The organism is Streptomyces sp. NPDC002032 (assembly GCF_042890765.1).
GTDB lineage: Bacteria > Actinomycetota > Actinomycetes > Streptomycetales > Streptomycetaceae > Streptomyces.
The window spans coordinates 1-21,670 of the sequence record NZ_JBIASM010000001.1; the positions used below are offsets into that span (position 1 = coordinate 1).

Annotated in this window: 21 protein-coding genes and 1 riboswitch; of the genes, 15 read left to right on the forward strand and 6 right to left on the reverse strand. The window is 70.9% G+C overall.

Features of this window, described 5'->3' with window-relative positions; translation table 11 throughout:
* Positions 1-208: 208 nt before the first annotated feature.
* The 10 genes from ACFYYT_RS00005 (at position 209) to ACFYYT_RS00050 (ending at position 10,317) form a co-directional block, all read left to right on the forward strand.
* Positions 209-799 carry a CDP-alcohol phosphatidyltransferase family protein gene (locus tag ACFYYT_RS00005; RefSeq protein ID WP_351828506.1) on the forward strand — a complete coding sequence of 197 codons (591 nt, stop codon included), beginning with the start codon at positions 209-211 and terminating at the stop codon, positions 797-799.
* A gap of 103 nt (positions 800-902) precedes the next feature.
* Positions 903-3,401 (forward strand): mannose-1-phosphate guanyltransferase, encoded by a 2,499-nt coding sequence (locus tag ACFYYT_RS00010; protein WP_351828504.1) that lies wholly within the window; start codon positions 903-905, stop codon positions 3,399-3,401.
* Between the two features lie 121 nt (positions 3,402-3,522).
* Positions 3,523-4,428 (forward strand): DUF881 domain-containing protein, encoded by a 906-nt coding sequence (locus tag ACFYYT_RS00015; RefSeq protein WP_351828501.1) that lies wholly within the window; start codon positions 3,523-3,525, stop codon positions 4,426-4,428.
* Positions 4,425-4,757: a small basic family protein gene (locus ACFYYT_RS00020; protein WP_030158423.1), complete on the forward strand. Its 333-nt coding sequence runs from the start codon at positions 4,425-4,427 to the stop codon at positions 4,755-4,757. Before ACFYYT_RS00015 ends, ACFYYT_RS00020 begins: the two co-directional genes overlap by 4 nt.
* Positions 4,758-4,762: 5 nt before the next feature.
* Complete coding sequence (locus ACFYYT_RS00025) at positions 4,763-5,560, forward strand: DUF881 domain-containing protein (protein WP_351828498.1); 798 nt, start codon at positions 4,763-4,765, stop codon at positions 5,558-5,560.
* A gap of 130 nt (positions 5,561-5,690) precedes the next feature.
* Complete coding sequence (locus ACFYYT_RS00030) at positions 5,691-6,587, forward strand: FHA domain-containing protein (RefSeq protein ID WP_351828495.1); 897 nt, start codon at positions 5,691-5,693, stop codon at positions 6,585-6,587.
* A gap of 43 nt (positions 6,588-6,630) precedes the next feature.
* Entirely contained in the window at positions 6,631-7,395 is a 765-nt protein-coding gene (locus ACFYYT_RS00035) for a MerR family transcriptional regulator (protein WP_351828492.1), read from the forward strand.
* Between the two features lie 63 nt (positions 7,396-7,458).
* On the forward strand, positions 7,459-7,932 hold the full coding sequence (locus ACFYYT_RS00040) for a bifunctional nuclease family protein (protein ID WP_007262890.1): 474 nt from the start codon (positions 7,459-7,461) through the stop codon (positions 7,930-7,932).
* Between the two features lie 214 nt (positions 7,933-8,146).
* Complete coding sequence (locus ACFYYT_RS00045) at positions 8,147-8,785, forward strand: MerR family transcriptional regulator (RefSeq protein WP_351828489.1); 639 nt, start codon at positions 8,147-8,149, stop codon at positions 8,783-8,785.
* Between the two features lie 56 nt (positions 8,786-8,841).
* Positions 8,842-10,317, forward strand: coding sequence for a DNA polymerase IV (locus ACFYYT_RS00050; RefSeq protein WP_351828487.1), 1,476 nt, complete (start codon positions 8,842-8,844; stop codon positions 10,315-10,317).
* On the opposite strand, the gene ACFYYT_RS00055 is transcribed toward ACFYYT_RS00050, so the two are convergent.
* Positions 10,314-10,670 (reverse strand): PRC-barrel domain-containing protein, encoded by a 357-nt coding sequence (locus ACFYYT_RS00055; RefSeq protein WP_351828484.1) that lies wholly within the window; start codon positions 10,668-10,670, stop codon positions 10,314-10,316. The genes ACFYYT_RS00050 and ACFYYT_RS00055 overlap by 4 nt on opposite strands.
* Before the next feature lie 121 nt (positions 10,671-10,791).
* Positions 10,792-10,890, forward strand: a riboswitch (glycine riboswitch).
* A 197-nt stretch (positions 10,891-11,087) separates the two neighbouring features.
* Here ACFYYT_RS00055 and gcvP point away from each other — a divergent pair.
* Positions 11,088-13,973, forward strand: coding sequence for an aminomethyl-transferring glycine dehydrogenase (gene gcvP / locus ACFYYT_RS00060; RefSeq protein WP_351828481.1), 2,886 nt, complete (start codon positions 11,088-11,090; stop codon positions 13,971-13,973).
* Between the two features lie 140 nt (positions 13,974-14,113).
* Here gcvP and ACFYYT_RS00065 read toward each other — a convergent pair whose 3' ends face one another.
* Positions 14,114-14,302: a DUF5999 family protein gene (locus ACFYYT_RS00065; protein ID WP_042809437.1), complete on the reverse strand. Its 189-nt coding sequence runs from the start codon at positions 14,300-14,302 to the stop codon at positions 14,114-14,116.
* 293 nt (positions 14,303-14,595) lie between these two features.
* On the reverse strand, positions 14,596-15,216 hold the full coding sequence (locus ACFYYT_RS00070) for a hypothetical protein (protein ID WP_351828477.1): 621 nt from the start codon (positions 15,214-15,216) through the stop codon (positions 14,596-14,598).
* Between the two features lie 492 nt (positions 15,217-15,708).
* Between ACFYYT_RS00070 and ACFYYT_RS00075 the strand changes: the two genes are divergently transcribed.
* Positions 15,709-17,244, forward strand: coding sequence for a glutamate-cysteine ligase family protein (locus ACFYYT_RS00075; RefSeq protein WP_351828510.1), 1,536 nt, complete (start codon positions 15,709-15,711; stop codon positions 17,242-17,244).
* A 52-nt stretch (positions 17,245-17,296) separates the two neighbouring features.
* A complete protein-coding gene (locus ACFYYT_RS00080) occupies positions 17,297-18,139 on the forward strand; it encodes a CPBP family intramembrane glutamic endopeptidase (RefSeq protein WP_388606876.1) in 843 nt (280 codons plus the stop codon).
* 9 nt (positions 18,140-18,148) lie between these two features.
* On the opposite strand, the gene ACFYYT_RS00085 is transcribed toward ACFYYT_RS00080, so the two are convergent.
* Both ACFYYT_RS00085 and ACFYYT_RS00090 read right to left on the reverse strand, forming a co-directional pair.
* A complete protein-coding gene (locus tag ACFYYT_RS00085; RefSeq protein ID WP_351828471.1) occupies positions 18,149-18,967 on the reverse strand; it encodes a PhzF family phenazine biosynthesis protein in 819 nt (272 codons plus the stop codon).
* 133 nt (positions 18,968-19,100) lie between these two features.
* Complete coding sequence (locus ACFYYT_RS00090; protein WP_388606878.1) at positions 19,101-19,313, reverse strand: DUF6228 family protein; 213 nt, start codon at positions 19,311-19,313, stop codon at positions 19,101-19,103.
* 119 nt (positions 19,314-19,432) lie between these two features.
* Between ACFYYT_RS00090 and ACFYYT_RS00095 the strand changes: the two genes are divergently transcribed.
* A complete protein-coding gene (locus ACFYYT_RS00095) occupies positions 19,433-20,047 on the forward strand; it encodes a PadR family transcriptional regulator (protein ID WP_351828468.1) in 615 nt (204 codons plus the stop codon).
* 66 nt (positions 20,048-20,113) lie between these two features.
* On the opposite strand, the gene ACFYYT_RS00100 is transcribed toward ACFYYT_RS00095, so the two are convergent.
* Entirely contained in the window at positions 20,114-20,542 is a 429-nt protein-coding gene (locus ACFYYT_RS00100; RefSeq protein WP_351828465.1) for an SRPBCC family protein, read from the reverse strand.
* Positions 20,543-20,713: 171 nt separating this feature from the next.
* Here ACFYYT_RS00100 and ACFYYT_RS00105 point away from each other — a divergent pair, with 171 nt between their 5' ends.
* Positions 20,714-21,670 (forward strand): EamA family transporter, encoded by a 957-nt coding sequence (locus tag ACFYYT_RS00105; RefSeq protein WP_351828463.1) that lies wholly within the window; start codon positions 20,714-20,716, stop codon positions 21,668-21,670.

The following is a 21,670-nucleotide window of genomic DNA, read 5'->3' on the forward strand; positions in this document are numbered from 1 at the left end:
AGCTAAGCCTTTCAGCGCCGATGGTACTGCAGGGGGGACCCTGTGGGAGAGTAGGACGCCGCCGAACAATCATTGTGGGAAAGCCCCGCACCAGGTAACTGGTGCGGGGCTTTTCTGCGTTTACGGGCCGCTCGGGCGACTCGTGGACTCCTGTAGGGTCAGGGGGCACCGATTCGACCATTTCTAGCGTCACAGTGGAGGCCCCCGGGTGGAGGTCCAGGAGACTCGGGTTCAGACTGACCGAATTTTCACCATTCCGAACATCCTGAGCATGGCTCGTCTCGCCGGCGTACCCCTGTTCCTCTGGCTGATCCTGGCGGGTCACGACGGGTGGGCGCTGGCCGTCCTGATGTTCAGCGGGATCAGTGACTACCTCGACGGGAAACTCGCGCGGCGCTGGAACCAGATCAGCAACCTGGGGCGGGTGCTGGACCCCGCGGCGGACCGGCTCTACGTCCTGACCACGCTGTTCGGCCTCACCTGGCGGGGAATCCTGCCCCTGTGGCTCACCGGATTGCTGCTCGCCCGGGAGGCAATGCTGCTGGTCATGGTGTGGATCCTGCGCCGGCACGGCTATCCGCCGCCCCAGGTGAACTTCCTCGGGAAGGCCGCGACCTTCAATCTGATGTACGCCTTCCCCTTGCTGCTGCTGAGCGACGGGTCCGGCTGGCTGGCCTGGGCGGCGTCCGTTTTCGGATGGGCGTTCGCAGGATGGGGTACAACGCTCTATTGGTGGGCAGGAATCCTATACGTGGTGCAAGTCCGTCGTCTCGTGAAGGCGGACGCCACGGCCGATTGAGCTTGCTCGGCGCCGGTACTGACGCGGAGGAGTAGCGGAAAGTCACCGTCCGGGACGGGTGAGGTCGGCCAGACCGTCATCTCTCTAGGAGGACTCTTCCGACATGAAGGCCGTCGTGATGGCCGGTGGCGAAGGTACGCGGCTTCGCCCCATGACCTCAAGCATGCCCAAGCCGCTCCTGCCGGTGGCGAACCGGCCGATCATGGAGCATGTGCTCAGGCTGCTCAAGCGGCATGGGCTCAGCGAGACCGTGGTCACCGTTCAGTTCCTGGCCTCGCTCGTCAAGAACTACTTCGGTGACGGCGAGGAGCTCGGAATGGAGCTCACCTACGCCAACGAGGAGAAGCCCCTCGGCACGGCCGGCAGCGTGAAGAACGCCGAGGAGGCCTTGAAGGACGACACCTTCCTCGTCATCTCCGGCGACGCGCTGACGGACTTCGACCTCACCGATCTCATCAATTTCCACAAGGAGAAGGGCGCACTGGTCACGGTGTGCCTGACCCGGGTGCCCAATCCGCTGGAATTCGGCATCACGATCGTGGATGAGGAAGGGAAGGTCGAGCGCTTCCTGGAGAAGCCGACGTGGGGCCAGGTGTTCTCGGACACCATCAACACCGGCATCTACGTGATGGAGCCGGAGATCTTCGACTACGTCGAAGCCGATGTGTCCGTCGACTGGTCCGGCGACGTCTTCCCCAAGCTGATGAAGGAAGGCCGGCCGATCTACGGCTACGTGGCCGAGGGCTACTGGGAGGACGTGGGCACCCACGAGAGCTACGTCAAGGCGCAGGCCGACGTGCTCGAGGGCAAGGTCCAGGTCGACATGGACGGCTTCGAGATCTCTCCCGGCGTGTGGATCGCCGAGGGGGCCGAGGTGAGCCCCGACGCCGTCCTGCGCGGGCCCCTGTACGTGGGGGACTACGCCAAGGTCGAAGCCGGGGTGGAGATCCGCGAGCACACCGTCATCGGCTCGAACGTCGTCGTCAAGAGCGGCGCCTTCCTGCACAAGGCGGTCGTGCACGACAACGTGTACATCGGGCCCCACAGCAATCTGCGCGGCTGCGTGATCGGGAAGAACACCGACATCATGCGGGCCGCCCGGATCGAGGACGGGGCCGTCATCGGTGACGAGTGCCTGGTGGGCGAGGAATCGATCGTCCAGGGGAACGTACGGGTCTATCCCTTCAAGACCATCGAGGCCGGTGCCTTCGTCAACACCTCGGTGATCTGGGAGTCGCGCGGCCAGGCCCACCTCTTCGGTGCGCGCGGCGTCTCCGGGATCCTCAACGTGGAGATCACGCCCGAGCTGGTGGTCAAGCTGGCGGGCGCCTATGCGACGACCCTGAAGAAGGGCGCGATCGTCACCACCGCTCGTGACCACTCCCGAGGCGCGAGAGCGCTCAAGCGCGCGGTCATCTCCGCCTTGCAGGCCAGCGCCATCGACGTCCGGGACCTGGAGAACGTACCGCTGCCGGTCGCCCGGCAGCAGACGGCCAGGGGGGCCGCCGGCGGCATCATGATCAGGACCTCTCCCGGAGTGCCCGACTCGGTGGACATCATGTTCCTCGACGAGCGGGGAGCGGACCTCTCGCAGGCGCAGCAGCGCAAGCTGGACCGGGTCTACGCGCGCCAGGAGTACCGGCGTGCGTTCCCCGGTGAGATCGGTGACCTCCAGTTCCCCTCCAGCATCTTCGACTCGTACACGGGCTCGCTGCTGCGCCGGGTGGACACCACCGGGATCGCCGATTCCGGCCTCAAGGTCGTCGTGGACGCCTCGAACGGCAGCGCCGGCCTCGTCCTGCCCAGCCTGCTGGGCCGGCTCGGGGTGGACGCGCTGACCATCAACCCCGGTCTGGACGAGTCCAGGCCGACCGAGACGCGGGAGTCCCGGCGGGCCGGGCTCGTGCGGCTCGGTGAGATCGTGGCCTCGGCGCGGGCGGCCTTCGGCGTGCGCTTCGACCCGGTCGGCGAGCGGATCTCCCTGGTCGACGAGCGCGGGCGGATCATCGAGGACGACCGGGCGCTGCTGGTGCTCCTCGACCTGGTGGCCGCGGAGAAGCGCAGCGGCAAGGTGGCGCTGCCGGTGACGACCACGCGCGTCGCCGAGCAGGTGGCGGCGTACCACGGCACCCAGGTGGAGTGGACGACGACCTCGCCGGACGACCTGACCCGGGTCGGCCGTGAGGAGACCACCATCTTCGGCGGGGACGGCCGGGGCGGATTCATCGTTCCGGAGTTCAGCAGCGTCTTCGACGGGTCGGCCGCGTTCGTGCAGCTGATCGGTCTGGTGGCGCGCACCCAGCTCACGCTGAGCCAGATCGACGCGCGCATCCCGCGGGCGCACGTGCAGAAGCGGGACGTGCCGACCCCGTGGGCGACGAAGGGTCTGGTCATGCGGCAGGTCGTGGAGGCGGCCGGGGACCGGCAGGTGGACACCACGGACGGGGTGCGTGTGGTCGAGACCGACGGCCGGTGGGCGCTGGTGCTGCCGGACCCGGCGGAGGCGGTCACCCACCTGTGGGCCGAGGGCCCCGACGACGCGTCCGCGCAGGCCCTGCTGGACGAGTGGGCCGCGGTGGTGGGCGGCGCCGGCGAGCACTGACCGGCGCCCGCGCCCGTACGCGGGTATGCGGGAGCCCGAGGTGGGCGGGCCGGGTACGGGGAGTCACCCGGCCCGGCCCGCCTTCGGGCGCATTCGGTGCGGGCGGCGGCGACATGCGACGATGTGGGGCATGTCGCAGCCGCCCAACAACCGGAGTTCGGCCACGCCGCCCGCGCGCCCGGACGCATCCATGTCGCTGCTGACGCACGTGATGGACCACAGTCTCGACGAGGGCTATGCGGAGGCGTCGGACCGCCGCCGGGCGGACGGTACGGCGGGTCTGCCCCGTACCCTCAAGGCCAAGCTGGCGCTCGCCGCCGGGCTCGTGCTCGCGGCGATGGTCGTCACCCTGGGTGCGGCCCAGGCGCGCATAGCGGCGCCCGTGCTGGCCAAGGAGCGCCAGGAGCTGATCGACCGGGTCGAGCGGGCCGACAGCCATGCGAACGGGCTGGAGCGGGACGTCGAGCGGCTGCGGACCGAGGTCGCGGACCGCCAGGGCGAGGTGCTCAAGCAGCCCGGCGGGGACCAGGCCCGGCTGCTCGCCCTGCTGTCGGGTGCAACCGAAGTGCGTGGTCCGGGCGTCAAGCTGGTGGTGGACGACGCGAAGGGATCTTCGCCGGGAGGTGGCGGCGGCCCGCGCGAGAGCGCCGGGTTCTCGGACACTGGACGGGTGCGCGACCGGGACATGCAGCGGATCGTCAACGGTCTGTGGCAGGCGGGAGCGGAGGCCGTCTCGATCAACGGACAGCGGCTCACGGCGCTGTCGGCGATCAGGGCCGCCGGTGACGCGATACTGGTCGACAACAGGCCTCTGGTGCCGCCGTACGAGGTCCTCGCGGTCGGGGACAAGAAACGGCTGGGCACCGCCTTCCAGGACTCCGTGGACGGCCAGTACCTGCACGTGCTGCAGGAGAGCTACGGGATCCGCTACACCTTGTCCGCCGTGGACCAGGTGAAGCTGCCGGCCGCGTCGAGCCTGACCGTCCACACAGCTACAGCAGCAGAGCAGAAGAAGGGTGCATCGTGATCGCGGTACTGGGCCTCGTGGCCGGAGTGGTGGTCGGACTGCTGGTCCGCCCCGAGGTGCCGGCCGTGGTGGAGCCTTATCTGCCGATCGCCGTGGTGGCCGCGCTGGACGCGGTGTTCGGCGGTCTGCGCGCGATGCTGGACGGCATCTTCGTCGACAAGGTCTTCGTGGTGTCGTTCCTGTCGAACGTGGTCGTGGCGGCGCTGATCGTCTTCCTCGGTGACAAGCTGGGCGTCGGCTCGCAGCTGTCGACGGGTGTGGTCGTCGTCCTCGGCATCCGGATCTTCTCCAACGCCGCGGCCATCCGCCGGCACGTCTTCCGGGCGTGAGGCCGATGAGTACGGACAACACCCCGCCGCAGGAGCCGAACGTCCCGCAGCCCCCGCCGCAGGGCGCGGGGGAGCCGGAGGAGACCGGGCGCCAGCGCCTGGCGGCCGGTCTGTGGCCGCCCCGGGTCAGCCGGGCCCAACTGATCGTCGCGCTGCTGCTGTTCGTGCTGGGCCTCGGGCTCGCCATCCAGGTACGGTCCAACAGCGACTCCAGTGCGCCGCTGCGCGGCGCCCGTCAGGAGGACCTCGTACGGATCCTCGACGAGCTGGACGGGCGGACCAAACGCCTGGAGGACGAGAAGCAGAAGCTGGAGGACCAGCGCAAGGAGCTGGAGAGCAGCTCGAACCAGGCGGAGGAGGCGCGTCGCCAGACGGTGGAGAAGGAGCGCCAACTGGGCATCCTGGCCGGTACCGTGGCTGCCCAGGGGCCGGGGATCACCTTGCGGATCACCGACACCAAGGGCCAGGTGCGCTCCGACCAGCTGCTGGACACGTTGCAGGAGCTGAGGGCGGCCGGGGCCGAGGCGATCCAGATCAACGGCGTGCGCGTCGTGGCGGGCTCGTACTTCTCGGATGAGGGAGGAGGGGTCTCGATCGACGGTAAGAAGATCACACAACCCTATGAGTTCAGGGTGATCGGCAAGCCGCAGGATCTGGAGCCGGCGCTCAACATCCCGGGCGGTGTCGTGCAGACCATGGAGAAGGAACAGGCCACGGTCGCCGTCACACGGTCGGCGAAGATCATCGTGGATGCCTTGCGGGCTGCGAAGCAGCCTGACTACGCTCGGTCGTCATCGTCGTGAGGCGGAGCGGAGTGTGGACAGGCTCACGTGGGCGGATGCCTGCGGGGGGTCGACGCACGGAAGTCGCCGTGCGTGGTGGAAACTGTCTGGTGGTTACGGACGTTGTGAGAATGTCCGGGTCGGCAGGTGTGTGCATGCAGAGTTCGTCCTGCCCCACGGGCGGGTCTGTTTCGGTCAAGGGGAATCGCCCGTGAAGTTGTTTGAGAAGTTGTTCGGCAAGAAGAACCGCGAGGAAAGCGGTTCGGCTCGGCACCGTGCTGGGCACGGCGACGTGGAGGGGCAGGGCGACCGGCCGCTCTTCCGTGACGAGGTGGCCGGTCCGGGAGACATTTCGGGCGCGCAGGGCGCGTCGAATGTTGACCCTGCCGGTTCCGGACGCATAGGTTTCGGTGAACCATCAACCTCAAGTGCGGGTGGAGGGTTTGCGCCCGACCCGTATGCCACCAACGCCTCCGCGGGGCACCCGCGGCGCGAGGAGCCGTCCATGTCGGCCGAGCAGGTTTGCAGCAGGTGTGGCCACCGCAGCGATGCGGCGAGCCGCTTCTGCTCCAACTGCGGGGCGCCGCTGCGGGCGGGTCTGACGCCGGAGCGTGCTTCGGAGACCACGTCCACCATCTCGATCTCGGGCCTTGAGGCCTACGAGGCCGAGGTGTCCGGACAGGCGCATGCGTCGTCCTCGCTGTCCCCCGAGGCCCAGGCCGCGGTGGAAGCGCTGCCGCCCGGTTCCGCCCTGCTGATCGTGCGGCGCGGCCCCAACTCCGGCAGCCGTTTCCTGCTGGACGGCGAGCTGACCACGGCGGGCCGGCACCCGCAGAGCGACATCTTCCTGGACGACGTCACCGTCTCCCGGCGCCATGTCGACTTCCGCCGGGGCCAGGACGGTGGCTTCACCGTCTCCGACGTGGGCAGCCTCAACGGCACGTACGTGAACCGAGAGCCGATCGACTCCGTCGCCCTGCACAACGGCGACGAGGTGCAGATCGGCAAGTACCGGCTGGTCTTCTACGCGAGCCTGCGGGGCGTCTGACCCTCTCCCGGACTCCGTCCGGGAGAACCCGAGGGAAGGTCCCATGCTGCGTACCCCGACCGGCGGTGCCCCGAAGAACGGCACCGCCGGGACCGGCGGGCGGCTGGTGAGCATCGGCACGGTGCTGACCATGCTGCGCGACGAGTTCCCCGAAGTCACCATCTCGAAGATCCGCTTCCTGGAGGCGGAGGGGCTCGTCGAGCCCGTGCGCACCCCGTCCGGATACCGCAAGTTCAGCACGGGCGACGTGGAACGGCTGGGCCGGATCCTTCGGCTCCAGCGGGACCACTACCTCCCGCTCAAGGTCATCAGGGAGCAGCTCGACGCCCTGGAGCGGGGTGAGCAGATCCGTATCCCCGGGCCCGCCGCGCACGGGGAGTCGATGGATCCGGCCGGTCCCGCCGCCCTGTACGGGGAGGTCGGCCGGGAGCGGCCCACCGTGGCCCGGGTCGGCCGCGCCGAGCTGATCGCCGCCGCCGAGGTGGACGAGGTGCAGCTCGTCGAATGGGAGTCGTACGGGCTCATCTCCGAGCTGCCGGACGGCGGGTTCGACGCCGAGACGGTGACCGTGGCCCGCCTGATCGCGGATCTCGGCCGGTTCGGGCTGGAGCCGCGCCACCTGCGTGCCATGAAGGCCGCCGCGGACCGGGAGGCCGGTCTGATGGAACAGCTCGTGGCACCGTTGCGCCGTCACCGCAACCCGCAGACCCGGGCGCACGCCGAGGCCACGATGCGGGAGCTCGTGGGACTGTCCGTACGGCTCCACGAGGCGCTCGTGCAGACGGCTCTCGGTGCCCGGCAGCACTGACCGGACCGGCAGTCGGGGGGCCCCGACTACCCAAACCGGCCGGGCAGGTCCTAGGGTTGCTGTGTGAACGAGCTCGACGTTGTGGGTGTCCGGGTGGAAATGCCCTCCAACCAACCGATCGTGCTCCTGCGTGAAGTGGGAGGCGACCGGTACCTCCCCATCTGGATCGGTCCTGGGGAGGCGACCGCCATTGCCTTCGCGCAGCAGGGGATGGCCCCTGCCCGGCCGCTGACGCACGACCTGTTCAAGGACGTGCTGGAGGCGGTCGGTGAGGAGCTCACCGAGGTCCGGATCACGGATCTGCGGGAGGGCGTCTTCTACGCGGAGCTTGTCTTCGCCAGCGGGGTCGAGGTGAGCGCGAGGCCGTCCGATGCCATAGCGCTGGCCCTGCGCACGGGGACGCCGATCTACGGCAGTGACGGCGTGCTCGACGACGCCGGCATCGCCATTCCCGACGAGCAGGAGGACGAGGTGGAGAAGTTCCGCGAGTTCCTCGACCAGATCTCGCCCGAGGACTTCGGCACCGGCCCGCAGTGAGGGCGGGGGGCGGAAGAAGGCGCGGCGGCCGCGAAACGCGGGCCGTGTTGCCCACCGGGAACTTTCAGCCCATTCGAGTAGCCTTTCCCCGCAATGGGGTACGGGAAACCACTCTCAGGGTGATTATCACTCGGCGTGCCGAGTGTGGCGATCGTTGACGCACCCCTGGTCACTGCCTACCTTCGAGGTGGCAGGTCAAGGACGGAGGGTCGGCGTGAGGATCACGGGCGACGGTACGACCGGGGGCATCCCCGCACGGAGTGATGGTGGGCCGTACCCGCTGCACGGCGGCGCGGCGAGTTCCGCGCACCGTCAGCCGGCGTCGACGCCGGTCGGACCGGTGAACGACGCCCCGGCGCCCGAGCAGGTCGGCTACCGGGGACCGACGGCGTGCGCCGCCGCCGGGATCACGTACCGGCAGCTGGACTACTGGGCGCGGACCGGGCTGGTGGAGCCCAGCGTGCGGCCCGCGTACGGGTCCGGCACGCAGCGGCTCTACAGCTTCCGGGACGTGGTCGTCCTCAAGATCGTCAAGCGCTTCCTGGACACCGGGGTGGCGCTGCAGAACATCCGCACCGCCGTCCAGCACCTGCGCGACCGGGACTTCTCCGATCTGGGCCGGATGACGCTGATGAGCGACGGCGCGACCGTGTACGAGTGCACCTCCCCGGACCAGGTGGTGAGCCTGCTGGAGGGCGGTCAGGGCGTCTTCGGGATCGCCGTGGGCGTGGTGTGGCGGGACGTCGAGAACGCCCTGTCCCAGCTGCACGGGGAGCGGGTGGACACCGGGGAGACCCTGGTGGGCCACAACCCCGCCGACGAGCTGGCCGCGCGCCGCAACCGGGCCGTCTGAGCGGCGCGGACGCCGCCGTCACCGCGATGTCAGTGGCGTAGGGCAGCATCGGTGCGGTGAGAGCCGCCCCGACCATCATGCATCTGGACATGGACGCCTTCTACGCCTCGGTCGAGCAGGGGTCGAAGCCCAGTCTGCGGGGCAAGGCCGTCATCGTCGGCGGCCTCGGGCCGCGCGGGGTGGTGGCCACCGCCTCCTACGAGGCCAGGCGCTTCGGGGTGCACTCGGCGATGCCGACCGCCCAGGCCCGCCGGCTCTGCCCGAACGGCGCGTACCTGATCCCCCGCTTCAGCCTCTACCGCGAGGTCAGCGAGACGGTCATGGGCCTGCTGCGGGAGCTGTCGCCGCTGGTGGAGCCGCTCAGCCTGGACGAGGCCTTCGTGGATCTGGAGGCGGGCGGCACGGCCTTCGATTCGGCGGGTGCCCGCGCGGCCGGGGAGCGGCTGCGGGCCGACATCACGGCCGCCACGGGGCTCAGCGGATCGGTGGGGCTGGCCGGCTCGAAGATGCTGGCCAAGGTCGCCTCGGAGGAGGCCAAGCCGGACGGGCTGCTGCTGATCGAACCGGGGACCGAGCGCGAGCTCCTCGCGCCCATGTCGGTGCGGACGCTGCCCGGGGTGGGGCCGGCCACCGGGGAGCACCTGAGGCGGGCCGGGATCACCACCGTCGGGGAGCTGGCGGAGGCCGGCGAGGACGAGCTGGTCCGGATGGTGGGCCGGGCCCACGGGGTCGGGCTGTACCGGATGGCGCTCGGGCTGGACGACCGGCCGGTGGTCGCGGAGCGGGACGCGAAGTCGGTGTCCGTGGAGGACACCTTCGACGTGGACCTGCACGACCGGGTCCGGATCCGCTCCGAGGTGCAGCGGCTCGCCGACCGCTGCGTGGGGCGGCTGCGCGCCTCCGGGCACTCGGGGCGGACCATCGTCCTGAAGGTGCGGCGGTACGACTTCTCCACGCTGACCCGGTCCGAGACCCTGCGCGGGCCGACGGATGACCCCTCGGTGGTCCGGGAGGCCGCGGCGCGGCTGCTGGAGGGCGTGGACACCACCGGCGGGGTGCGGCTGCTGGGGGTCGGCGTGACGGGCCTCGCGGACTACACGCAGGAGGACCTGTTCGCCCAGGCGCTCGGCGCCGGGGCCGATGCGGACGGGGAGGGCGCGGAGGCGGAGGCGGAGGCCGTTGCGCCGGACGGGGCGGCCGGGGCCGCTGATGCCGGTGAGGTGGGTACGGCTGGTGGGGGCGAGGGCAGTGCCGGTCCCGTGGTGGCCCTCGCGGCGCCGGGGGAGGCGGGGCGGCAGGCCGCTCCCGTACGGCACTGGGCCGCGGGGAGCGACGTACGGCACGCGGTGTACGGGCCCGGCTGGGTACAGGGCAGCGGGGTCGGGCGGGTCACCGTACGGTTCGAGCAGCCGGGATCGCCGCCCGGGCGGGTGCGCACCTTCCGGGTGGACGATCTCGAACTGGAGGCCTCCGACCCGCTTCCGCTGGTGGGACGGCGGCCGGAGGGCGGGGACTTTGCGGAATCGCCCTAGGCCCGCTGCTCGGGGGGCGGGTGGTGGAAGCTGCCGGGCAGGGTGACGTCCAGGCCGTAGTGGTGGTAGAGCTGCAGCTCCTGTTCGGGGGAGAGGTGGCGGCCGACGCCGAAGTCGGGGGCGTCCTTGATCAGGGAGCGCTCGAAGGGCACCCGCAGGGTGTCGTCCACCACCTCGCTGGGCTCCAGCGGGACGAAGGCGTCCCGGCCGAAGAGGCCGGTGCGGACGGCGGCCCATTCCGGTACGCCCGTGGCGTCGTCGAGGTAGACCTCGTCCACGGTGCCGATCTTGGCGCCGTTGCGGTCGAACGCCTTGCGGCCGATCAGGCTGCGCGGATCGATGTCGGTCTGCACGGTCCCTCCGTACGGTCGCAGTGGTACAACTCATCCGTTATCACTACAGAAGTGCATATTGGGAGAGGGGGCCACTCGAGGGAGTCGCGAGATCCTCGCTGGTAGGCTGGGTGATGGCTGTTGACCCTGTGCGGGAGAGTCCTCCGAGTGAGTACGACGGGGGCGCCGAAGGAGCAAATCCTCCCCGGAATCTCTCAGGCATACGTACCGCACGTGGTGAGGCCACTCTGGAAAGCAGGGGCGGGTACCGGGCACGCAGTACCGGTCCCTCTCCTCACCGACGGTGAAAGCCGGACCTCAGGGGCGATCCCCTTGCGGCCCGGTGAAGCTCTCAGGTTGAGATGACAGAGGGGGAGGCCGTCCGGGTGCCCGCGCCGTGGTGCCCCTCGCAGGTCATACGACCAGGAGGCCTCCGTCATGACCGCCAACCGCATTCCGCTCTCCCAGCTGGAGCGAGGCATCCCCTTCGAGCAGCGCCACATCGGCCCGGACGCCGAGGCGCAGGCCAAGATGCTCGCCCACGTGGGCTACGGCTCGCTGGACGAGCTCACCGCCGCCGCGGTGCCGGATGTGATCAAGACCGCCGACGCGCTGGACCTGCCCGACGCGCGCACGGAGGCGGAGGTGCTGGCCGAGCTGCGCTCGCTCGCCGACCGCAACCAGGTGCTGTCGTCGATGATCGGCCTCGGTTACTACGGCACCTTCACGCCCCCGGTGATCCTGCGCAACGTCATGGAGAACCCGGCCTGGTACACGGCGTACACCCCGTACCAGCCGGAGATCTCGCAGGGCCGCCTGGAGGCGCTGCTGAACTTCCAGACCGTCGTCGCCGAGCTGACCGGGCTGCCGACCTCCGGCGCCTCCCTGCTCGACGAGGGCACCGCCGCCGCCGAAGCCATGTCCCTGGCCCGGCGCGTGGGCAAGGTCAAGGGCGGTGTCTTCCTGATCGACGCCGACGCGCTGCCGCAGACCATCGCCGTGATCGAGACCCGTGCCGAGCCCATCGGGATCGAGGTCGTCGTCGCCGACCTGTCCGGGGGCATCCCGGCCGAGATCGCCGAGCGCGGCGTCTTCGGCGTGCTCCTGCAGTACCCCGGCGCCTCCGGTGCCGTGCGCGCGATCAAGCCGGTCATCGACCAGGCCCACGAGCTCGGTGCCATCGTCACCGTCTCCGCCGACCTGCTCGCGCTGACCCTGCTCACCTCCCCGGGCGAGCTCGGCGCCGACATCGCGGTCGGCACCACCCAGCGCTTCGGCGTCCCGATGGGCTTCGGCGGACCGCACGCCGGCTACATGGCCGTCCAGCAGAAGCACGCCCGCTCGCTGCCCGGCCGCCTCGTCGGCGTCTCCGTGGACGCGGACGGGAACAAGGCCTACCGTCTGGCCCTGCAGACCCGCGAGCAGCACATCCGCCGCGAGAAGGCCACCAGCAACATCTGTACGGCCCAGGTGCTGCTCGCCGTCATGGCCGGCATGTACGCGGTCTACCACGGTCCGGACGGCCTGCGCACGATCGCCCGCCGCACCCACCGCTACGCCACCCTGCTCGCCGCGGGCCTGACGGCCGGCGGGGTCGAGGTGGTGCACGGCTCCTTCTTCGACACCGTCACCGCCCGGGTGCCCGGCAAGGCCGCCGAGGTCGTCGCCGCGGCCCGCGAGGGCGGGGTCAACCTCTTCCAGGCCGACGCCGACCACGTCTCCGTCGCCTGTGACGAGACCACCCTGCGCGCCGACCTCGACGCCGTCTGGGCAGCCTTCGGCGTCAGCGCCGACATCGAGGCCCTGGACGAGGCCACCGCGGACACGCTGCCCGGGGAGCTGCTGCGCTCGGACGCGTACCTGACCCACCCGGTCTTCCACCAGCACCGCTCCGAGACCGCGATGCTGCGCTACCTGCGCAAGCTCGCGGACAAGGACTACGCGCTGGACCGCGGCATGATCCCGCTGGGCTCCTGCACCATGAAGCTCAACGCGACCACCGAGATGGAGCCGGTGACCTGGCCGGAGTTCGGCCAGCTGCACCCGTTCGCCCCGGTGGAGCAGGCGGAGGGCTACCTCACGCTCATCACCGAGCTGGAGGAACGTCTCTGCGAGGTCACCGGCTACGACAAGGTCTCGATCCAGCCGAACGCCGGTTCCCAGGGCGAGCTCGCCGGTCTGCTGGCCGTGCGCGCCTACCACCGGTCGAACGGCGACGAGCAGCGCACCGTCTGCCTGATCCCCTCCTCCGCGCACGGCACCAACGCGGCCAGCGCCGTGATGGCCGGCATGAAGGTGGTCGTCGTCAAGACCGCCGACGACGGCGAGGTGGACGCGGAGGACCTGCGCGCCAAGATCGAGCAGTACCGCGACGAGCTCGCCGTGCTGATGATCACCTACCCGTCCACGCACGGCGTGTTCGAGGAGCACGTCGCCGACATCTGCGCCCAGGTGCACGAGGCCGGCGGCCAGGTGTACGTCGACGGTGCCAACCTGAACGCCCTGGTGGGCCTCGCCAAGCCGGGTCACTTCGGCGGCGACGTCTCGCACCTGAACCTGCACAAGACCTTCTGCATCCCGCACGGCGGCGGCGGCCCGGGCGTCGGCCCGGTGGGTGTCCGGGCGCACCTCGCCCCGTTCCTGCCGAACCACCCGCTCCAGTCGACCGCCGGCCCGGAGACGGGCGTCGGGCCGATCTCGGCCGCTCCCTGGGGTTCGGCCGGCATCCTGCCGATCTCCTGGTCGTACGTGCGCCTGATGGGCGGCGAGGGCCTCAAGCGCGCCACCCAGGTGGCGGTGCTGGGCGCCAACTACATCGCCAAGCGCCTGGAGCCGCACTACCCGGTGCTCTACACCGGCCCGGGCAACCTGGTCGCGCACGAGTGCATCATCGACCTGCGTCCGCTGTCGAAGGCCACGGGAGTGAGCGTCGACGACATCGCCAAGCGTCTGATCGACTACGGCTTCCACGCCCCGACCATGTCCTTCCCGGTGGCCGGCACGCTGATGATCGAGCCGACGGAGTCCGAGGACCTCGCCGAGATCGACCGTTTCTGCGACGCGATGATCGCCATCCGCGCCGAGATCGAGCGGGTCGCGGGCGGCGAGTGGCCGCTGGAGGACAACCCGCTGGCCAACGCCCCGCACACGGCGGCGGCGCTCGGCGGCGAGTGGAACCACCCGTACAGCCGCGACGAGGCCGTCTTCCCGGCCGGTGTCACGCCCGCCGAGAAGTACTGGCCGCCGGTCCGCCGGATCGACGGTGCCTTCGGCGACCGCAACCTGGTCTGCTCCTGCCCGCCGCTGGACGAGTACGACAACTAGTCCCGTGACGGCATGAAGGGGCCGGTCCGCGGAGCTCGCGCTCCGGGGGCCGGCCCCTTGTCGTTCGTCCCTCGCTCGTCGGTTCCTTCGTTCGCCGGTTCGCCGGTTCGCCGGTTCGTCCGTGCTCCGTACGAAGTCTCCTAGGCCGCCGCGAGCGGGCGGTGCGGGGCGATGATCTTGCCGTCGGGCAGCAGTTCACCGGTGTCCTCGAAGAGCAGGACCCCGTTGCACAGCAGGCTCCAGCCCTGTTCCGGGTGGTTGGCCACCGGGCGGGCGGCCTCCCGGTCTGCGGACTCTGACGACGGGCAGGCAGGCTGGTGCTGGCACATGGATGCGTTCTTTCGCTGCGGTGTGGTCTGTTCGCTACGGCTCGATGCGTGATTCATGGCCGTCCCCCTGTGTCGTCCCCGCACCTGCGGGGAGGATGTCCTCAGTGTTCCCCCACGACGGCTGCTTCGCAGGTATTTCCCGGCAGCTGTCCTCATGGATTGAGGACGCATCACCCGTGCGGGCGGTTCAAGCCAACTCCCCTGTCATTTCGGATGGTTCGCGGGTGGCCCATCCGGGCTAGGCCGTATGGGCCGACCGGGTCAAGCCGAACAGGCCACCGCCGGGCAGCGGCTCAGGCCGCCGGCGCGGCCAGCGACGGCGGTACGGGTGGGGCGGGCGGGGTCAGCCGGTGGGTCAGTACGGGCAACAGTTCCGAGACGGGGTGCGGCCGGAACGGGGCGATCCCCGGCGGGGCCGGCGCCAGCGGGACCAGCAGGTCGGAGGCGGCGGGCAGGCCGGCGGAGGCGTCGGCGCCGACCGCCCCGTGCAGCCACAGGGTCAGCATGTACAGCTCCGGCACGGACAGCAGCCGGGGCTGGTACCCCTTGCCCAGCGACTCGGCCTGGCGCAGGGCCCGTTCGGTGGCGGCGACGTAGGGGCCCTCGAAGAAGTGGGAGAAGGCCCAGCCGTCCGGGGTCAGCCGGGTGTCGGCCGCCGCGACGAAGCGGTCGCCGCTGCGGATCAGGAACCGCCAGCCGGTCAGCCTGGTGCGGGGAGGGCGGCCGCCGGCGGCGAGGCCCCCCACGTTCAGCCGGTCGAGCACGTGCACCGGGAGCGGGAGTTCGGCGGTGAGGGGTCCCTGGATCGCGCGCAGGGACGGGGTGTGCGCCTCGTGGACGGCGGTGGGAGAACCGAGTGCCGCGAGGACGCTGCGCAGGGCGGGCGCGGGGGCCGGGGGGACATGCAGCGGCATGGTGGGTCGCCTCTCGATTGGGAGACCTGTGGTGCGGGGGAAGGTGCGGACGGCGCTGTCGCATTCTGGGGTCAGAGGGGGGCTGAGGGGCAATGGCCGCGCGCCAACTCTCTGCCTCGTTTGCGGAGTTTATACGACATGTGTTCACGCGGTGTTTCGGCTAGCTGTCCCAGCTATTGCCGACAAGGAGCTTACCGGTCCCGCTGACATGGTATTCGTGCCGGTTGCACGCGAACGCGGCGCGCTGACCTCGGAGGTTACCCGACAGGGGCTCGGCTGGAAAGCGCCGGTTATGGGGAATCGGCAAAGTCGACGGGGAATGTGCAAAAGGAGAGTTGCCAGGTGAATGTGCCGAAGCGCCCATCTGGCCATACCGGCGCGCGCTCCCCGCCAGACCGCCGGGACCGGCGTTATCGATCACGGCGCATGGGCATCATCGACCGTACGCGCGCCCGGGTGCACCGCGCCGGGCACTGGAGGAGGGACGATTCGATGGGGGAGAAGGTCGTGGCAGGCGGATTCGACCTGTCCGATCGGCATCGGTATCGGAGGAAGCTTCACGAGTGCCTGGAGGGACTGGAGCGGCTTCTGGCGGAGAAGAGGTTCGATCGGCCCAAGAACATGATGGGGCTGGAGATCGAGCTGAATCTCGCGGGTGCCGACGGTTTGCCGCGCATGGTGAATGCACAGGTACTGGAGCGGATTGCCAGCCCCGATTTCCAGACCGAACTCGGAATGTTCAATCTGGAGGTCAACGTACTCCCGCACCGGCTCGGCGGCCGGGTTTTCGACCAGCTCGCCGAAGAGCTGAGCGCCGGGCTCCACTACGCCCACCGGCAGGCGGCCGGAATCGAGGCGGGGGTGGTGATGATAGGGATCCTGCCCACCCTCTCCCGCGCGGACCTGGCGCCGGCCAACCTCTCGGCCGTGGACCGCTACTCGCTGCTCAACGAGCAGATCCTGATGATGCGGGGGGAGGACTTCACGCTCGACATCGAGGGGGTCGAGCGGCTGACCTGGAGCACCGGGTCGATCGTTCCGGAGGCCGCCTGCACCTCCGTACAACTGCACCTCCAGGTCACCCCGGCCCGGTTCGCGGACGTGTGGAACGCGGCGCAGGCGGTGACCGCCGTACAGATAGCGGTGGGCGCCAACTCGCCGTTCCTGTTCGGGCGGGAGCTGTGGCGGGAATCGCGGCCGCCGCTGTTCACCCAGGCGACCGACACCAGGCCGCCCGAGCTTCAGGCCCAGGGGGTGCGGCCGCGCACCTGGTTCGGGGAGCGCTGGGTCGACTCGGCGTACGAACTGTTCGCGGAGAACGTCCGCTTCTTCCCCTCCCTGCTGCCGATCTGCGACGAGGAGGAGCCGCTGCGGGTGCTCGCCGAGGGCGGGGTGCCCGGCCTCCAGGAGCTGGTGCTGCACAACGGCACCGTCTACCGGTGGAACCGGCCCGTCTACGGGGTCGCCGACGGGGTGCCGCACCTGCGCGTGGAGAACCGGGTGCTGCCCGCCGGACCCACGGTGGCCGACGTCGTCGCCAATGCCGCCTTCTACTACGGGCTCGTACGGACCCTCGCGGACGAACCGCGCCCGGTGTGGAGCCGGCTGCCGTTCGCGGAGGCCGAGGCCAACTTCGACGCGGCCTGCCGGTACGGGATCGACGCGCGGATCCGCTGGCCGCGCCGGGGCCGGGCCGGGGGGCTGGTGAGCCTGCCCGCGGTGCGGCTGGTGCTGGAGGAACTGCTGCCGATGGCCGCGGCCGGGCTGGACGCCTGGGGCATCGAACCCGCCGACCGGGACCACTACCTCGGCATCATCGAGGAGCGCTGCCGGCGCCGGGTGAACGGCGCCACCTGGCAGGTCGACACCTACCACCGGGCCCGCGCCGGCGGACTGGCACGGGACGACGCCCTCGCCGCCACCACCCGGCGCTACACCGAGCTGATGCACAAGGGTGACCCCGTGCACACCTGGCCGGTCGGCCTGGAGGGCCAGGAGGTGGACGCCACCGCCGCCGCCCGGCGCTGAGCCGGTGCTCCCGTCCGACCGCCGAGGGGGCAGTATGGGTGGTCGCAACAGGATGCCGCCGTGGGACGGCAGGACGGCAGGACGGGAGTCGGGCGTGCGGGCGGAGCCGGAGCCGGTGTGCGTGGAACAGAGCGGGGACGGGCGGCGGCGTCTGCTGAGGACCGAGACGCTGCTGGTCCTCGCGCTGTCGCTGGGGGCGAGCGGCGTCTCGGCGCTGATCAGCTTCATCGGGTCGCTGACCAAGCCGGGCGGCCTCAAGGACCAGGCCGCCACGCTGAACGGCTCGTACGCCCCCGGGCGGCCCTGGCTGGACCTGGCCTGGCAGCTGTTCGGGATCGCCTCGGCGCTGGTGCCCGTCCTGCTGGTCGCGCACCTGCTGACCCGCGAGGGCGCGCCGGGCCTGCGCGTCCTGGGCTTCGACCGAAGCCGTCCCGGCTGGGACCTGGCCCGGGGGGCGCTGGTCGCGGCCGGGATCGGGAGCGCGGGACTGGCGTTCTACTTGGCGGCCCGGGCCTCCGGCTTCAACCTGACGGTGGTGCCGGAGGCGCTGCCCGACGTGTGGTGGAAGTTCCCGGTGCTGATCCTCTCCGCGGTGCAGAACGCCGTGGTGGAGGAGGTCATCGTGCTGGCCTACCTGCTGCGCCGGCTCGGCCAGCTCGGCTGGTCGCCGACGGCCGCCCTGCTGGCCAGCGCGGTGCTGCGCGGCTCGTACCACCTGTACCAGGGCATCGGCGGCTTCCTCGGCAACGTCGTGATGGGCGTCGTCTTCGTGCTGGCCTACCGGCGCTGGGGCCGGGTGGGGCCGCTGGTCGTCGCCCACGCGCTGCTCGACATCGTCGCCTTCGGCGGCTACGCGCTGCTCGCGGGCAAGGTGGGCTGGCTGCCCACCCCGTAGCCGCGGGCCTCAGGGCCGGGTGAGCAGTTCGCCGTCGATCACGGTGACCGCGCGGCCGCTGAGCAGGGTGCGCTCGCCCGCGAGGGTGACTTCGACCAGGCCGCGGCGGGCGCCGCCCTGGAGGCCGGTCAGCGTGGTGCGGCCCAGGCGGGCCGCCCAGAAGGGGGCGAGGGCGGTGTGGGCGCTGCCCGTCACCGGGTCCTCGTCGATGCCGTGCAGCGGGAAGAAGCCGCGGGAGACGAAGTCGTAGCCGGCCGCCGGGTCCTCGGCTGCCGCGGTGACGATCACCCCGCGCCGGGCGCGGTCGCGCAGGGCGGCGTGGTCGGGCCTGAGCTCCCGTACGGTCCGCTCGTCCGCCAGCTCCACCAGCAGGTCGCCGATGTGCGCGGCGGTGTCGTGGACAGAGACGACGGGGGCGCCCAGGGCGCGGGCGATCTCGGGGGACGGCTCGACGGGGGTCAGGGACGAGGTCGGGAAGTCCAGGGTGATGGCGCCGTCCGCACCCGCGCCGGCCGTGAGGATCCCGCAGCGCGCGGCGAAGCGGACGGGGCCCTTGGCGAGCCCGTTCTCGATCAGTACGTGGGCGGTCGCGAGCGTGGCGTGCCCGCACAGGTCGACCTCGCCGACCGGGGTGAACCAGCGCAGCGCCCAGTCGGCCTCCCCGCCGGGCGGCAGGGGCCGCACGAACGCGGTCTCGGAGAGGTTGACCTCGGCCGCGACCTGCTGGAGCCAGGTGTCGGCGGGGAAGGGGCCGTCGAGGACGAGGACTCCGGCGGGGTTGCCGTGGAAGGGGCGGTCGGTGAAGGCGTCGACGATTCGGATGCGCATGGCTCCGACGGTAGGGGAGCCGGCCGGGGGCGGGCCAAGGCCAATCCGGGATGACTGGCCTTGCCACGCCCCCGGGGCGGGCGGCGAGGGGCGTGGCGGGTGTGGGCGTGAGGCGAGGTGGTCACCGATGCGTTCAAGCCGCCGGCTGCAAGCCGCCAGCCGCCTGCGGCCATGGCCGCATCGTCCAGGTCGGGCCGACGTGCCCGCCGGACCGGAAGACGGCCGACACCGCCAAGTCTTGGTCGCGGGTCTGCCAGTTCCGCTCGCCTTCCCATCCCCGGTAGTCGGCGGTGACCCCTTCCGGGAACGGGACGAGATCGCTGTCCCGGATCCGGGCGACTTGGATTCGTCGTCAGCCGCGCGACTGTCGAAGATAGGTTCCGATATATCGTTGACGCATCGCGATGGGTCAGCGATAGTGGAGGAGTCGAAACGACGACGAGCGATGACGAAAGGAGCGCAGTGATGCGTTCACGTGGACAGCACGACCATGGACATGAGCACGGACGGGGTCACGGCCACTGCGGGCCGGACCGTCGGGAGGAGTTCCAGGGGCGGCGTGCCGCCTTCGGGCCGTTCGGGCCGCCCTTTGGCGGCGGGCCCTTCGGGGGGCGCGGTGGGCGGGGTGGCCCCCGGGGCCGGGCGCGGCGCGGTGACGTGCGCGCCTCCATCCTGGCGCTGCTCACCGACCGTCCGATGCACGGCTACGAGATGATCCAGGAGATCGGCGAGCGCAGCGGCGGGGCGTGGAAGCCCAGCCCCGGCTCGGTGTACCCGACCCTCCAGCTGCTGGAGGACGAAGGGCTCATCACCAGCGAGAGCGAGGGCGGCAAGAAGCTGTTCACGCTCACCGACGCGGGCCGCGCCGAGGCCGAGTCGGGCCCGGACGCCCCCTGGGCGGATGCCGGGCGCGGCTTCGACTTCGAGGCGATGCACGAGATCCGTGCCGCCGGCGTCGGGCTGATGGAGGCCTTCGGGCAGGTCTTCAAGACCGGCACGCCCGAGCAGCGCGAGAAGGCCCTCGCGGTCGTCAACGACGCCCGCAAGAAGCTGTACCTGATCCTGGCCGACGAGCACTGAGTCCGGATACGTGTACGGCGCGCCCCGCGAGACCGCTCGCGGGGCGCGCCGTATGTGTGTCCGGGGTCAGGCGACCAGGCCGGCCAGTTTGCGGAGGGACTCGTTCAGTGCGGCGGTCGCGGAGTCCTTGAGCTTGCCCGCCATCAGGGAGACGGCCGCGCCGGTGAACTCGCCGTCGATGCGGACGGTGGTGGCACCGCCGTCCGGGATCAGGGTGTAGCGGGTCAGTACGGCCACGCCCATCGGGCCCTTGCCGGTGATGGCGAAGAGGCGCTGGTCCTCCAGCTCCGACACGGTCCACAGGACCTCGGCCGGGAAGCCCATCATCTTCATGTTCTCGGCGAAGGTGGAGCCGACGGCCAGGGTCTCGGGGCCGCCCTTCGGGAAGTTGGTGTGGGTCGCGCTCCACTGCCCGTACGCGTCCCAGTCGGTCAGCTGGGCCCAGAGCTTCGCGGCGGGCGCCTCGATGCGTGATTCCGCGGTGACTTCAGCCATGCGTCCACCCCTTCTCGTCGGGTTCGTGCGGCGGAAGGTAGCCCCGGCGGGTGGAACATTCAATACTGACGACCAGTCAGATATGGCGGGGTGCGGCCGGCCCGGCGCCGGGTCCGTCTCAACAGGCGTCACGCGTGTGACGCTCCTGACCGGCCCTGCCATGATGGCCCGATGCAAGCGTCAGGGAAGAACGCCGGGCTGGGCCTCGCCCTGGTCTCGGCGTGTGCGTTCGGTGGTTCGGGTGTGGCGGCGAAGCCGCTGATCGAGGCGGGTCTGGACCCGCTGCACGTGGTGTGGCTCAGGGTGGCCGGGGCGGCGCTGGTGCTGTCCCCGCTGGCCTGGCGGCACCGCGCTCTGCTGCGGCGCAAGCCCCTGCTCCTCGCCGGTTTCGGCCTGGTCGCGGTGGCCGGCGTACAGGCCTTCTACTTCGCCTCCCTGTCACGGATCCCGGTCGGCGTGGCCCTGCTGCTGGAGTACCTGGGCCCGGCCCTGCTGCTCGGCTGGATCCGCTTCGTGCAGCGCAAGCCGGTGACCCGGGCGGCCGCGGCCGGTGCGGCGGTGGCCGTCGTGGGCCTGGCCTGCGTGGTCGAGATCTGGTCGGGGCTGAGCCTGGACCCGCTCGGCGTGCTGCTCGGCCTCGCCGCGGCCTGCTGCCAGGCCTTCTACTTCGTCTTCGCCGACCAGGGCACGGACGGGGACGACGTGCCCGACCCGATGGGCGTGATCGCCTACGGGATGATCATCGGTGCGGTCGTCATGACGGTGATCGCGCGGCCGTGGGGGATGGATTGGGGGGTGCTGGGCGGCTCCGCGGCGCTCGGGCAGACGCGGGTGCCCGCCCTGGTGCTGCTGGGCTGGGTGGTGCTGGTCGCCACGGTCTTCGCGTACCTGACCGGGGTGGTCTCGGTGCGCAAGCTCTCCCCGCAGGTGGCGGGCGTGGTGGCCTGCCTGGAGGCGGTCATCGCCACCGTCCTGGCGTGGGTGCTGCTCGGCGAGCACCTCTCGACCCCGCAGATCGTGGGCGGGGCGCTGGTGCTGGGCGGTGCCTTCATCGCGCAGTCCTCGCGGCCCACCCCGCCGGGCGCCGCCGATCCGGCCGTGCTGGCCCCGGAGCCCACGAAGGCGTAG

What these genes read in the sequence shown, in the direction of transcription:
- ACFYYT_RS00065 (WP_042809437.1), bottom strand. Translation starts at nt 14,302, where the DNA reads ATGTGCCAGCACCAGCCTGCCTGCCCGTCGTCAGAGTCCGCAGACCGG.
- ACFYYT_RS00080 (WP_388606876.1), top strand. Translation starts at nt 17,297, where the DNA reads ATGCCGCCGTGGGACGGCAGGACGGCAGGACGGGAGTCGGGCGTGCGG.
- ACFYYT_RS00015 (WP_351828501.1), top strand. Translation starts at nt 3,523, where the DNA reads ATGTGGGGCATGTCGCAGCCGCCCAACAACCGGAGTTCGGCCACGCCG.
- ACFYYT_RS00025 (WP_351828498.1), top strand. Translation starts at nt 4,763, where the DNA reads ATGAGTACGGACAACACCCCGCCGCAGGAGCCGAACGTCCCGCAGCCC.
- ACFYYT_RS00070 (WP_351828477.1), bottom strand. Translation starts at nt 15,216, where the DNA reads ATGCCGCTGCATGTCCCCCCGGCCCCCGCGCCCGCCCTGCGCAGCGTC.
- ACFYYT_RS00010 (WP_351828504.1), top strand. Translation starts at nt 903, where the DNA reads ATGAAGGCCGTCGTGATGGCCGGTGGCGAAGGTACGCGGCTTCGCCCC.
- ACFYYT_RS00075 (WP_351828510.1), top strand. Translation starts at nt 15,709, where the DNA reads ATGGGGGAGAAGGTCGTGGCAGGCGGATTCGACCTGTCCGATCGGCAT.
- gcvP (WP_351828481.1), top strand. Translation starts at nt 11,088, where the DNA reads ATGACCGCCAACCGCATTCCGCTCTCCCAGCTGGAGCGAGGCATCCCC.
- ACFYYT_RS00095 (WP_351828468.1), top strand. Translation starts at nt 19,433, where the DNA reads ATGCGTTCACGTGGACAGCACGACCATGGACATGAGCACGGACGGGGT.
- ACFYYT_RS00105 (WP_351828463.1), top strand. Translation starts at nt 20,714, where the DNA reads ATGCAAGCGTCAGGGAAGAACGCCGGGCTGGGCCTCGCCCTGGTCTCG.
- ACFYYT_RS00085 (WP_351828471.1), bottom strand. Translation starts at nt 18,967, where the DNA reads ATGCGCATCCGAATCGTCGACGCCTTCACCGACCGCCCCTTCCACGGC.
- ACFYYT_RS00100 (WP_351828465.1), bottom strand. Translation starts at nt 20,542, where the DNA reads ATGGCTGAAGTCACCGCGGAATCACGCATCGAGGCGCCCGCCGCGAAG.
- ACFYYT_RS00035 (WP_351828492.1), top strand. Translation starts at nt 6,631, where the DNA reads ATGCTGCGTACCCCGACCGGCGGTGCCCCGAAGAACGGCACCGCCGGG.